The sequence below is a fragment of the Polaribacter sp. genome (assembly GCF_051251875.1).
In the GTDB taxonomy this organism is placed as follows: Bacteria; Bacteroidota; Bacteroidia; order Flavobacteriales; family Flavobacteriaceae; genus Polaribacter.
In genome coordinates this window covers 17,322-31,511 of the sequence record NZ_JBPOGL010000009.1, presented here as the reverse complement: position 1 = coordinate 31,511, position 14,190 = coordinate 17,322, and the positions used below count along the sequence as shown (strand labels likewise).

Sequence of the window (14,190 nt, the reverse complement as noted above, 5' to 3'; positions counted from 1 at the left end):
CTAAATGAGCAAGGGTGAAAACTGCTTCAATACTATTTTTGGGGAAATATTAACTAAAACAAAATTAATCATGAAATTAAAATTACTTATTTATTTAAACCGAGTTACAAAAGGCATAGCAATTATGGCGATAGCTTTAATTACTGCAGCAACATCTGCACAAGATGAAAAAAGTTTGGGGGGGAGAGTTTCGGCTAATACAATATATCCCGCAGGTACAGTAACTATTGAATCTCCACAATTTGATATTAATGGTGCAACCTTTAATATCAGTTTTGATGCTACACCTTCCGCAGATACAGATCCTGGGTCAGGGCATTTTATTGAAAGTGCTAATAGAGCACGATGGGGTGTTAATGGTTCTACAATAGATGGAAGTGATAATGAAGAAGTGCTTTTTGATAATTTACAAATTGTAAATTTTGTAGCTAACGCTTCAGGGTACACGCTAGCTTCTTTGAAAAATATACGTTTTATTGGACTTGCACTTAGAGGTACCAATGGTGTAGCTGATAACCCTAGAATTGTTGTGCATAACGGCGTTAATGCTGGTACTTTTGATTTAGGACAAGGGGCATCCACACAATTTGATCAAACATTTGGTACTCCTGTTATAAATGCTGCAGGTGAAACAAATATTGTTGGTAGTAATGATATAACTAGTTTTACGGTGAAACTTGCAGATACTGATCCTGGAAATGCTTTACAACTTGTATATATTAATGTAGGTGTTACAGCTGTTACAGAAACAGATTGGACAGGTGCAGTAGGAACAGTTTGGAGTGATGCTGGAAACTGGTCAAATGGTTTGCCTACAGGTAATTCTGTTGTGACAATTCCAAGTGGTCAAAACCCTGTTGTCGGTTCAGCTACTGGTGCAGAGGCATATAGTCTTGATGTAGATGCAGGTGGTTCTTTAACTGTAGACTCAGGTGGTTCTTTAATTGTAAATGGTACTTCATCAGGAGAAATTACATATAATGTAAATGTAGCAGATACAAATTGGCATTTGGTTTCTTCTCCAGTAATTGGAGAACAATATAATGATGATAATGCTGGTAATGATTGGGTTAGTCTTAACTCCATAGCTACCGGTAGTAATAACTCAACTAATAGAGGTATAGCAACCTATAGTAATGGTACTCCAGATCCAACTACGGCTAACTGGACATACTTTCAAGAAAATGGTGCAGCTGTAACTTTTGGTTCAGGTGTTGGGTATAGTTTAAAAAGAACAGTTGCAGGTGATTATGCTTTTACAGGTACTGTAGGAACTAGTAGTGTTTATCCTGCAATAACACAGGATGTAAGTAATTGGAATTTAGTAGGTAATCCTTTTTCTTCTTATGTAACAATATCAGAGTTAATTGCCCATAATGCAAGTAAACTAAGTACTAGTCATCAAGCAATTTATGTTTGGAATGGAACTAGTTACACAAGTACAACTGCTACAGATTATATTCATCCAGGACAAGCATTTTTTGTGAACTCTAATGTAGTAAATGGTAATTTTACATTTTCAGAAAATTTACAAAGTCATCAAACAGGGACTGCTTTTTATAGAGAAAATTCTACTGATGTTTCTTTAAATGTTTCTGTTTCTGATGGAAGTACTGTTAAAACAACTAAAGTTTCTTATTTAGAAAATAAAACAAATGGTTTAGACCCAGGTTTTGATGTTGGAATGTTTGATGGAATTGCATCTGAGTTTAGTTTATATACAAATTTAGTTGAAGATAACCAAAGTGTAAAATTTGAAAAACAAGCATTACCTAATTCAGATTACGAAAACATGATTGTGCCTGTTGGTGTTAAAGCAGCAGCCGGTAAAGAACTTTCTTTTACTGCGGAAGCATTAAACTTACCAGATGGAATAAAAGTGTTTTTAGAAGATAGAGTTGCAAATACGTTTACACGTTTAGATGAAGCAAATAGTAGTTTAAAAATAACTTTAACAGAAGCTTTAGATGGTGCAGGAAGATTTTACTTACATACAGCACAAAGTGCTTTAAGTGTTTCTGATGATGCTATCTTAAATAGCGTTAGTATTTTTAAAACAGGAACATCTACATTAAGAATTACAGGTTTAAGTGAAGGAAAAGCTTCAGTATCTTTATATAACCTTTTAGGTAAAAAAGTAATGACAAGTTCTTTTGATGCAGCTAACGTACAGGATATTTCTTTACCAAAGTTAGCAACTGGTGTTTACATTGTAAGTTTAAAAGCAACATCAGGTACTGTAAACAAAAAAATAATTTTAGAATAATTAATAAGACTTCTAAAAACATAGAAAGATGAAAAAACAAGTAAAAAATACCCAAGATATTTCTCGTAAAGAGGCTCTTAAAAAGATTGGTAATTACGGTAAATATGCAGCTTTAACTGCGTTAGGAACCTATTTAATTCTTAATCCACAAAAAGCGCAAGCTTCAAGCCCTGCAGCTCCAGGACTTGATTTTTAAATCAATTAAATAAATATTGTGGCATCCTTTATATAGGGTTACAGAATACATATATAAAAGGTAGTGATTTTTATCACTACCTTTTTTTTTGCTTATTATTTAGATTTTTTTGCTTGTATATTTGGTTTTTGTTCAGCATATAAGTAATAAATGAGGTTTATAATTCTTGTAAATCTCTGTTGTATTTTGGGTTGCACAGCTCCTTAATTTCCAATTCGTTTTAGGATAAAAAAGAGCCTCCTTTTTGTTTGATTTTTAGGTGTTTTTTAGTGGTGGAAGTGAGTTTGTAAAATAGGTTGTTTTAGAAAGTTCTCTTATCTAATTAGCTTCTTATTTTTCATTTACATTCAAATAAATACAGGATATTTTAACTCCATAGTGCAAAAAAAAATGCTCAAATCACTAGGTTTTATGGGAAAAAGTAGATTTAAGCAATCTTATGGGTTAATTGAGCAATGTCTAAAAATATTTCTTAACTAATTTTGGTATAGAATAAGTCACAACATTTATAAATAAACATATTAAAACCTCAAAATCATGGTGAAAAAAACATACCGCTTTCCTTTACTATTCATTTTTCTCTTAATTAGCCAAACTGTCCATTTACAGGATAAAAAGGATACGCAAGAAAGTATGGATAAAATGTGGGGAGAAACTTCTGTTATTGATGGAAATATAAGAGAAGGTAGGGGTAAATTTTTTGATGAAAGTAATTTTGGAATGTTTATTCATTGGGGATTGTTTTCTAATTTAGGAGGTAAGTGGAAAGACAAAACTTATTATGGTATTGGTGAGTGGTTAATGAACCCAAGAGTGGCAGATATTCCACCAAAAGAATATATGGAAGTTGCAAAAGATTTTAATCCTGCGAACTTCGATGCCAAAGCAATTGCTCAATTAGCAAAAGATGCCGGGATGAAATATATTATTATTACCAGCAAGCATCATGAAGGTTTTGCAATGTTTGATTCTAAAGTAAGTGACTTTGATATTGTAGATGCTACGCCTTTTGCTAGAGATCCTATGAAAGAGTTGTCTAAAGCATGTCATGATTTAGGTCTTGGTTTTGGTTTTTACTATTCTCATAATCAAGATTGGACTACGCCAGGAGGTGGAAATGGCCCTCAAGTACATGATGATGGATCTGAGGCAACTTTTAAAGAATATTTCTACAATAAATGTAAGCCTCAAGTAAGAGAAATTTGTACAAATTATGGCGATATAGACTTTGTTTGGTTTGATACCCCTGGTGGTATGAAAAAAGAATATGTAGTAGAATTAGCAGAAATGGTAAGAGAATTACAACCTAATGCTTTAATGTCTAGTAGAGTTGGTCATGGTTTAGGAGATTATGTAAGTCATGGTGATATGGAAGTACCAGCAAAAAATTTAGATGTTTTATGGGAAAGTTGCGATACTAACAACGATTCTTGGTCTTACGCTTGGTATGATAATAATTTTAAAAGCCCAAGAGAAATTTTACATAGACTAATTTCTACTGTTGGCCGTGGAGGAACTTATTTGTTTAATGTTGGTCCGAATGGAAAAGGCGAAGTGCCAGCAATTGGTGTAGAATTTTTAGAAGGAGCAGGAAAATGGATAAAAAAATATCCACAAGTTGTTTATGGTGCAGGTAGTTCTCCTTGGGGGCATGCATTTCCTTGGGGAGATGTTACTACAAAAGAAAAATCATTATTTCTTTCTGTTTTTGATTGGCCACAAGATGGTAAAATTTACTTACCAGGATTAGAAAACGAAATTGTTTCAGCAAAAATTTTAGGTACAGATACATCTGAAAATTTAAAATTCACTAAAAAGAACGGATGGTTTGTTTTTGATGTTCCTTTCCAAGTTCCTGATAACCCTGTTTCTGTAATTGAGGTTGTATTAAAAGATAATGTAAAAAATGTAAAAGTAGAAAGTGCATTAGGAATTTATCCAAATATTGAAACTGAGTGTTTAGTTGAGTTTGCAGAAGTGCAAAATGCAACCAAAAAACACGTAAGATGGATGGAAAAATTTGGAGAATGGAAAAAAACAAATCAAGTAAGTGATTGGAAAAAAGATAGCAAAGCCACTTTTACTGTAAATGTATTAGAGCCTGGATATTATTATTTAGACCTTAATTATAACGGTGAAGGTAGATTGGTTTGGAATACAAGTACAGATGAAGGCATTGTAGTTCAAAATCAACAAGCGGCAACAGAAAAGTATCAGCCATATCCAATGGGTATTTTAGAATTTAAGACAGCAGGAAAACATACCATTTCTGTTTCATTGGTAGAAGGTGATCCGCACACATCAAGTTTAAAATCAATAATTATTAAACCAATAAAATAATAATTATTAAAGAATTAAGTACTTGTAGTTTAGGTATTTATAGCAGTAGTAAACATTCAATTAACTCAATTTAATTTAAATTAACTCAAACAAATTATGAAGAAAATTTTATTTGCTTTTATGGTTACTTTATCCATAACCATGTTTTCTCAAAAAAAAGCAATTACTGGTAATGTAACAGATGGTACAGGTCTGCCGCTTCCAGGTGCAAGTATCCTTGAAAAAGGTACTTCTAATGGTATACAGACAGATTTTGATGGAAATTTTTCTATTAGTGTTAGTAGTGAAAAATCCATATTGGAGATTTCTTATATAGGTTTTTCTAAAAAAGAAATACTTGTAGGAAATCAAACTAAGATAATAGTGGTTTTAGAAGAAGACGCTGCTAGCTTAGATGAAATAGTAATAATTGGTTATGGAGCCGTTAAGAAAAAAAACTTAGTAGGTGCTGTAGCAACGGTTGATGCTGAAAAAGCGTATTTGGCGCCAACGGCAAATTTAGATAATGGACTTCAAGGAAGGGCAGCAGGTGTTCAAGTTACCTCTTCTAGTGGAGCTCCTGGTAGTGCACCAGTAATTGTTATTCGTGGGGGTAACTCAATAACAGGAGGGAATAGCCCTTTATATGTGGTAGATGGCTTTGTAGGAGCAGATAATATATCATCATTGAACCCTAATGATATAGAGTCTATGCAAATATTAAAAGATGCATCTCAAACTGCAATTTACGGTGCTAGAGGAACAAATGGTGTAATAATCATTACTACAAAAAAGGGGAAAATTGGTAAGCCCGTTGTAAACTTTAGAATGTCTTCTGGTATGCAAACTTTACCAAATGAAATTAATGTGCAATCGTCAAGAGAATTAGCAACATGGTTTAATGACATTGCTACAGATCAAACCAACTTGCCTTTTGATTTAAACAACCTTCCAACAACGGAAACTAATTGGCAGAAAGAATTGACAAGAGCGGCTACTTTGTCTGATTATCAATTATCTGTTAGTGGTGGTAGTGAGTCTGTGAAATATTACGTGTCTGGTGGTTACCTTTCTCAAGAAGGTATCATACTTGGATCTGGTTTTGACAGATATAGTTTACGTTCTAATATTGATTTTAAGCTATCAGATAAATTTAAAGCAGGGATTAATTTCTCACTTTCAAGAACAGAAAGAGAAAATAATACCATAAGTTTTACGCAGTTACTAAGAGAAGATCCATCAAAACCTGTTTATGATGATGAGGGTAACTATTTTATAGGTACAAATCCTATATTAGCAAGTGAAACAGGTCACTTGTTAGCGGATGCTTTATTAGATGATGATAATACCACTTTAGATAAGATTTTTATCAATACGTATATTCAAGGAGGTTTCTACGACAATAAGTTAATTTGGAAATCTACTATAGGAGCAGATTTTATTAACAATAAACGTCATCGTTTTACACCTTCAACCAATCCTAGTTATATTATGAATAGCAATAGATTGGCACGAGCAATTATTAATAGATCTAATAATGAAGAATTTTTAAATGAAAATACGCTTAACTTTTCAGAAACGTATGGTGATCATGCTATAAATATTTTAGCAGGTGCTTCGTTTCAGACTCAAAGTAGTGAAAATGTTCAAATATCTGCAAACGATATACCAAGTGATGGAGTAGGTGTAAATGCTATTCAATTGGCACCAGCAGAAGGTGTTTCTATTTCTTCTGGTTATAGTGAAATTCATCAACTAGGTGTTTTTGGTAGAATTAATTACATCTATAAAGACAAATACATTTTTAATGCATCACTTAGAAGAGATGGTAAGTCTAGTTTAGGCGTTAATCAAAGGTACAGAAACTTTCCATCAGCATCTATTGCATGGAAAGTAAAAGAAGAGTCATTTATGCAGAATATAGAAACTATAGATGATCTTAAATTTAGAGTAAATTACGGAAGAACAGGAAATTCTGGTGTAGCGGCATTCAACACCATTGCAAACTATGGTATTGATGGTACTACAATTCTTGTAAATGGCGTAACAGTACCTGGGGTAACCCAAGGACAAATTGCAAAGCCAGATCTTGGTTGGGAGGTAACAGATCAATTTGATGCTGGTCTTGAAATTTCATTATTTAATAGAAGACTTTCTGCAGAGGTAGACGTTTACTATAAAAATACTACAGATTTATTATTGGCTGAAAAAGTAAGTGAATTTACAGGTGAAGGAACGCTATTAACTAATGTTGGAGAGGTTGAGAACAAAGGTCTAGATATCACTTTAATAGGAAAAATAATTGAAACAGACAATTTTAAATGGGATGCAACCTTAAATATTTCTACGTTTAAAAATAAAGTGTTAGATTTAGGGCAGAGTACATTTCTTTCTACAAATAATCTAGGTGCGCCAGCTACTGATGAAAATAGTAGATTAATGGTTGGGCAACCTGTTGGAATATTTTGGGGAGCAAAATATTTAGGCTTTGATCCTACTACAGGTGATGCTATTTTTGAAGATATAAGTGGACCAAATGGTGAGCCAGATGGTATTTATAGTGAAGAATATGACGATCAAGTAATTGGAAATGCAAACCCTGACTTTTTTGGAGGACTGCAAACCAATTTTAGCTACAAAAACTTCGATATATCAGCATTCTTTGCGTTTAGTGTTGGTAATGAGAGCTATAGTGAAGAGTTTTTTAGAGTAAATGAAATTTCGGTGAATAGTTTTGCTTCCATCCGTAATAATATGTACTCTGTAAACAATACGGAAAACGCATTGTATCCAGCGTTTGGTAGTCAAAACTATGATCTTTCTAGTAGTTTGTATGTACAAGATGCTAGTTATTTAAGATTAAGTACTTTACAAATAGGCTATAATTTTCCAGAAGATTTAATTAAAGGATTGGCCAAGTTTAGAGTTTATGCAACAGGTAATAATCTTTTCTTATTAAAATCTAATGATTATGTAGGTTTTGACCCAGATGTAAGTACAGGTGCCGATGGTAAACTTCAACGTGGTTTTGATGCCATTGGGTATCCACAAAACAGGTCTCTTCTTTTGGGAATTAATGTTAGCTTTTAACTCAAATTTAAACCATTAAAACACTTAAAATGAAAAATATAAATATAATTAAAGTTTTGATGTTTGCCTTTTTAGGTATATTCATCAGTTGTAGTAATTTTTTAGATGAAGATGCAAAAGGTTTGTTAACCCCAGAAACATTCTTCAAAAATGAAGCTGAAGCAACTTTAGCCTTAAACAAGTTAAATGAAGGTGTTGGTTCTTCAGGATTTCTTTTCTTCTTGGGAACCGATGTTGGTGTTTCAGGTAGAATAAGTTTAGCAGCATCACACAAGTTTGGTGCTTACGATTTTGATGTGAGTGATAATAGACTTAAATGGTTAACTCAATATTCTAACATTAAAGATGCTAATTTAGCTTTGGCAAGTATTGTGAAGTCTGATTTATCAGATGCCGTAATAGGAAATGTAGTTGCTCAGTCATATTTCTTTAGAGCATTTCAATATATAAATCTTGCAACTACGTATGGAGATGTTCCTTATTGGAGAGATGAATTAACCAATCTTGAAGAACTTTCCTTAATTGGGCAAACAGATGCTACATTAATTCTTCAAGATATGATTGCAGATTTAGATTCTGCAATTAAATCTGGATATTTATCTACAGATACTTGGGGAGATAATGAAGGAAGACCAACTGTTTGGGCAGCACGCATGTTAAAAGCGTATGCACATGTTTGGTTAAAAGAATGGGCTGCAGCTCGTACAGAACTTATAGAGGTAACTACGAATTCTCCACAGACGTTGAATGATGATTATGCAGATATGTATAGAGAAGGTAATGAAATTCATTCAGAGATTATTTTTGGGAAAGAATACCTTACAGATGTATTAAGTACTAATAATACAACAGCCCGTCCGAATTTAGCAGCAGAGAGTAGCAGTGTAAAGAATAATGCTTTTAAAGATGTAGGAATGACCAATGGTTCTGCACCTTTTACCTTAAGAAAAAGTTTTGCTGATACGTATGATGATGATGATAAAAGAAAACTTTATAATGTATGGGACAATCATACAATATACCAAATTGATGAGGTAACTAAAGATACAATTTCCTCTACTAATTATAAATTTGCAAAGATTTATATTCCTAAGTTAATGCGTGGGCTTGTACCACCAAGTGATCCTTTAATGCTAGAACATGAAGCACAAAATAACTCAAGTGCTCCAGAACGTATCTTTTTATTATCAGATGCTTATTTATTGCTTGCAGAAGTAGAGTTTATGATAGGAGGTTCCTCTTCAGCAGCACTTGCAGCCATTAATTACAAAAGAACTGAGAGAGTAGGTTTGCCAGATTATACTTCAATTACAATGCAAGACATACGTAATGAACGTGCTTGGGAGTTGTGTGGTGAAGGTTTCTGGGGTAGAAAAAGAGATCTTATTCGTTGGGGAATACTAGATGCTACAGTAATTGGTTTACCAGCTGCTGAAACGGCTGCAGGAGCATCTACAGTGGCTATTGAACGCGCACAAGATGAGGCAGATTTTATTTCAAATGCTCCAGCAGGAAGATATACACAATATCCAGTACCACTTGTAGATATTTTACAAAGTGAAGCTATTGGTGGCGCTTTAAAGCAAAACCCATTATGGGAATAATTTGATTTGTAGTTTGTTTTTAATTGTTTAAATTTAAAGACCCATTGAATAAGATTTAAAATACTTAGTTTTATTCAATGGGATATTAAAGATTAAACTGGTTATAGACACTACTGTAAAATCAAAGCTAGTTGAATAATTAACAATAATAAAAGAATGATAAAATTTAACAAATTTATAGTTTTAGTAACCTTCTTAATCGTAGGCTTTTCATGTAAAACTGAAAAATCTGAAAAAAGCGAAGAAGTTAAGAAAAAACCGAATGTAATTATTGTAATTACAGATGATCAAGGGTATGGAGATCTAGGGCATACTGGTAACAAAATAATAAAAACACCTACCATAGATAAATTTGCAACGCAAGGTATTAGCTTAACAAACTATCATGTAGGTACAACTTGTGCACCAACTCGTGCAGGAATACTTACTGGTAGAAATTGTAACAGAAATGGCGTATGGCATACCATTATGGGAGCTTCTATATTAAATAGAGAAGAAGTAACAATGGCAGACGTTTTTAAAGAGAATGGTTACAAAACAGCAATGTTTGGTAAATGGCATTTAGGAGACAATCATCCATTTTTACCAGAAGACCGCGGGTTTGATGAAACTTTTTACCATGGTGGTGGTGGTGTAGGTCAAACTCCAGATTATTGGAATAATGATTATTTTGATGACACATACCACAGAAATGGAGTTCCAGAAAAAGTAGAAGGTTATTGTACAGATGTTTGGTTTGATGAAGCAATTAAGTTTATAGAGAGCAAAAAAGATGATCAATTTTTATGTTATTTAAGTTTAAATGCACCTCATTCGCCATACAATGTTCCTCAAAAATATTATGATTTGTATAAAAACGAAGACAGTTTATTAGAAAGCCAAAAGCGTTTTTACGGAATGATTACGAATGCAGATGAGAATTTTTCGAGACTATTACAAAAATTAGATGAGTTAAAAATAGCAGAAAATACCATTGTAATTTTTACTACGGATAATGGTACTTCTGGAGGTTATAAAGTTGATGAAAAAACAGGCGAAATACATGGGTATAATGCAGAAATGCGTGGTACTAAGGCAAGTGAGTATGAAGGCGGACATAGAGTGCCTTTTATTATTAGATGGCCAAATGGAAAATTAGAAGGAGGAAAATCACTTTCAGATTTAACTGCACATGTAGATCTTTTACCAACATTAACGTCTTTAGCGGGAATTAATTTTACGTCTGATAAAGTAATGGACGGAACAAATATAGGTGCGTATTTAAAAGGAGAATCTAAAATTAAAGATCGTTATTTAGTTACAGATACACAACGTATTTCTTGGCCTGTAAAAGGAAAACAAAGTTCAGTAATGGATGGAAACTGGCGTTTGGTAAATGGAAGTGAGTTGTATAATTTAAGTGACGATCCAGGACAAACAAATAATTTGGCGGCTCAACATCCAGAAAGAGTAGCAAAAATGAATGCTTTTTATGAATCTTGGTGGACAAGTGTAATCAAAGAAACTAAGTATTCTACCATAGATTTAGGTGTAGATGAGATGGAAGTTATTACCTGTCATGATGCAAGAACAGTAGATTATTTTCCACCATGGAACCAAAGAATGATAAGAACAGGAGAACCAATGAAACCAGCTCCGTTTTTTGTGAATTTTGTAAAACCAGGAAATTATAATTTTAAATTAAGACGTTGGCCAATGGAAAGTGGAGTAGCATTAGGGGCTGAAATTGATGATGAAAGACCAGAAACTGCTAGTACAGATATACGTGTCAAAGGACAATCAATGAAATTTAAAAAAGCCTTTCTAAAAATTGGAGACAAAGAAATATCTGTAAAGGTAGACAATACAGCGCAATCTGCAGATCTTCAATTTACAGTTGAAGCAGGAAAAACAGAGCTGTTAGCTTGGTTTGAAATGGAAGATGGAACCTTAAGTAATGCCTTCTATATTAATGTAGAAAATAGTATCAACTAATATAAATAGTAATAATAAATAGTAATAATAATTAATAATTTAAAAACCAGTAAAAATGAAGAAAATCGCAACTTTAGTATTTGTAATGTTTATTACAATATCATTATCAGCACAAAAGAAAAAAGGAAAACCTGCAAATAACGATTGTTATTTAACAGAAGCAGCCAAAACATTTGACCTATCTGATGATAAAAAAAGTGAACTAAATGACCTTTTAGTAAAGGCTTCAGAAGATCGTGCTGAAATTAAAAAAGGCGTTAAAGCTGGAGAAATTGCTAAAGATCAAGTGAAAGGAAAAACGAAAGGAATTAATCGTAAATATTTTGCTGATTTAGGCAAATTAACAGGGAAGTCTAAAAAAGAGGTAATGACTTTTGTTAAAGAAGTTGGAGATAAGTGTAAAAATAATAATAAGAAGAAAAAGAAGAAGAAAAAAAATAATTAATAGATAAACAATAATATTTTCAAATTATGAAAATCATATTTTTCAATTCAAAAATTCATCAAGTTTTAATACTACTTGTTTTAAACTTACTAATTCTTCCAACAACTGTTGCGCAAGAAATAGTAGGTTATACAGAAGTAAATTCAAAAACTGAATTCCAAAAATTAGATGGTAATTCTAATGGAGAACTAGATATAACTGAAGTCTTTCAGATTTGGAAACAGTTAAGAAAATATGATACTGACAATAACAAAAAGCTATCATTAGAAGAATTTTCAAAATTTGAAATTCCTTATTTAAAAACCAGAGGGAAGAAAAATCTAAATATAAAATACAAAACTACAGAAGCAGAAGATTTGTATTTAGACATATATTATCCGACACAAAATATAGGTAATAAAAAATTGCCAATTGTATTTTATACCCATGGTGGAGGTTGGTTTAATGGAAGTAAAGAAAATATTACAAGAAATCCTGTGGCAGCTCCTTTTTATAAGTTGTTGGAACAAGGTTTTGCAGTAGTTTCTATTAACTATAGATTGACAAGAAGAAAATCTGTATTAATGCGCGATTGTGTTATAGATGCTATGGATGCTTTGCGTTTTTTATCAAAAAATAGCGATGCATTTGCATTAGACACAAACTGCGTTTATCCCATAGGAGATTCTGCAGGAGGTCATATAGCTCAAATGATAACACTTGCAAATCCAAATGATTTTAAAGGTGATAAAAAGCTTTTTGGTAACTCATATAAAGTTATTGCTGGTGTGTCTTGGTATGGTCCTTCAGATTTTACCATTAAAAAATTATTTGAAACAACAGATACCAGTAAAAATCCAGATAGGTTTAGTTCTAGAATTACAAAAAAAGAAACAAACCCTTCTAAAATGTTAACAATGTATAAAGAGATGAGTCCTATATTTTATTTAACAAAAAATAGTCCTCCTTTGTACATGATGGCTGCTGATAATGACACCACCATACCTGTAGGGCATGCTTATCATATAAAAGAAAAAGCAGATAAAATTAATGCCAATGTAGATATGTTTATTGTAAAAAATGCAGGACATAATTGGCGAAAAGCAGGAGGAAACATTGACCCAACATTAGAAGTAATCACTCAAAAAACTGTGGACTTCTTTTTAAAGTATAAACAATAATATTAACAATTAAAATAAATATATCATGAAAAAAAATTACACCTTAAAAACAATTAAAAAAGGAATAGTGATTATGGCTATTTTAGCAGGGTTTACACAGGTAAATGCGCAAACTGAAACTGAATATGCTACTAGTATAAGACCTGATGCTACTATTTTAACATATCCTAACGGTGCAGCTAACTTTATTTCAGGTGAAATAACCCATGAAGGAGCAACTTTTAAACTACAACTTACTGCAACTCCCTCAGGAAATGACAATGCATTTATTGGGAATGCAACAAATAGAAGATTTGGTGTTGGTGATAGTACAGATGCTACTAATACTCCCAATTTCCTTAACTCAGATTTTGGTGATGTGATAACGTTTAATACTTTAGAAGTTATCGACTTTAATGATAATGGAACAGGGTATACGGAAGCTGCCATTTCAAAATTAAATTTTAGAGCAATAACGATTAGAAGTGGTCATGGAGCTGCAGATAATGCTAGTATTACTGTTGATGGAGCTACCAATGCTGGTACCTTTGAGTTAGGACAATTAGCAACTATAAATGAAGTTTTAGAATTTGGTGTAGAATATACCAACCAAGCAAGTACTCCTTTTACTATTGGATCACAAGAGGGAGATATAACTACTGTTACTGCTACTAATGGAGCAACAGACGGAGTAAGTAATTTTCAATTATTAGGCTTGAATGTAGGGTATACATTTACAACAAGCGCAACTGCTTCTGTAGATGATAATGTAAAAAAAGATGCTTTTTCTATTTTTCCAACTATAGTTGAAAACACTTTTTCTGTAAACAAAGAATTTAAAACTTTAAAAATCATTGATTTAACAGGTAAAACAGTAAAATCATTTGAAAGCTCTGATGTTTTAGAAGTATCTGGTATTGTACAAGGTTTGTATATAGTAACGTTAAAATCTGCTACAGGTGCTACATCTACTAGCAAAATGATTGTTAAGTAGATTTAAAACCTTCTTTGACATGCACAATAGAAGCTAATGTTGATGTATTTACCATAAAAAATGCAGAACATAATTGGCGAAAAGCAGGAGGTAACATTGAGCCAACATTAGAAGTAATCACACAAAAAACTGTGGACTTCTTTTTAAAGTATAAACAGTAAAT

Annotated in this window: 10 protein-coding genes; all 10 read left to right on the top strand. The window is 32.5% G+C overall.

Going from position 1 to position 14,190, the window contains the following annotated elements:
• The first annotated feature begins 70 nt into the window (after positions 1-70).
• The 10 genes from ACSHW5_RS06020 (at position 71) to ACSHW5_RS05975 (ending at position 14,188) form a co-directional block, all read left to right on the top strand.
• Positions 71-2,266 carry a T9SS type A sorting domain-containing protein gene (locus ACSHW5_RS06020; protein WP_435675211.1) on the top strand — a complete coding sequence of 732 codons (2,196 nt, stop codon included), beginning with the start codon at positions 71-73 and terminating at the stop codon, positions 2,264-2,266.
• Between the two features lie 28 nt (positions 2,267-2,294).
• Positions 2,295-2,462, top strand: coding sequence for a hypothetical protein (locus ACSHW5_RS06015; RefSeq protein ID WP_435675210.1), 168 nt, complete (start codon positions 2,295-2,297; stop codon positions 2,460-2,462).
• Between the two features lie 537 nt (positions 2,463-2,999).
• Positions 3,000-4,802, top strand: a complete 1,803-nt coding sequence (locus ACSHW5_RS06010; RefSeq protein WP_435675209.1) for an alpha-L-fucosidase — start codon at positions 3,000-3,002, stop codon at positions 4,800-4,802.
• Between the two features lie 96 nt (positions 4,803-4,898).
• Positions 4,899-7,871, top strand: a complete 2,973-nt coding sequence (locus tag ACSHW5_RS06005) for a SusC/RagA family TonB-linked outer membrane protein (protein ID WP_435675208.1) — start codon at positions 4,899-4,901, stop codon at positions 7,869-7,871.
• A 29-nt stretch (positions 7,872-7,900) separates the two neighbouring features.
• Positions 7,901-9,475: a RagB/SusD family nutrient uptake outer membrane protein gene (locus ACSHW5_RS06000; RefSeq protein WP_435675207.1), complete on the top strand. Its 1,575-nt coding sequence runs from the start codon at positions 7,901-7,903 to the stop codon at positions 9,473-9,475.
• A 156-nt stretch (positions 9,476-9,631) separates the two neighbouring features.
• On the top strand, positions 9,632-11,449 hold the full coding sequence (locus ACSHW5_RS05995; RefSeq protein ID WP_435675206.1) for an arylsulfatase: 1,818 nt from the start codon (positions 9,632-9,634) through the stop codon (positions 11,447-11,449).
• Between the two features lie 55 nt (positions 11,450-11,504).
• The gene (locus ACSHW5_RS05990; protein ID WP_435675205.1) at positions 11,505-11,894 is read left to right on the top strand and encodes a hypothetical protein; all 390 of its coding nucleotides are present in this window, start codon (positions 11,505-11,507) and stop codon (positions 11,892-11,894) included.
• 26 nt (positions 11,895-11,920) lie between these two features.
• Positions 11,921-13,054 carry an alpha/beta hydrolase fold domain-containing protein gene (locus tag ACSHW5_RS05985; protein ID WP_435675204.1) on the top strand — a complete coding sequence of 378 codons (1,134 nt, stop codon included), beginning with the start codon at positions 11,921-11,923 and terminating at the stop codon, positions 13,052-13,054.
• Positions 13,055-13,079: 25 nt separating this feature from the next.
• Positions 13,080-14,027 (top strand): T9SS type A sorting domain-containing protein, encoded by a 948-nt coding sequence (locus tag ACSHW5_RS05980; RefSeq protein WP_435675203.1) that lies wholly within the window; start codon positions 13,080-13,082, stop codon positions 14,025-14,027.
• Between the two features lie 14 nt (positions 14,028-14,041).
• Positions 14,042-14,188 (top strand): hypothetical protein, encoded by a 147-nt coding sequence (locus ACSHW5_RS05975; RefSeq protein WP_435675202.1) that lies wholly within the window; start codon positions 14,042-14,044, stop codon positions 14,186-14,188.
• Positions 14,189-14,190: the final 2 nt, after the last annotated feature.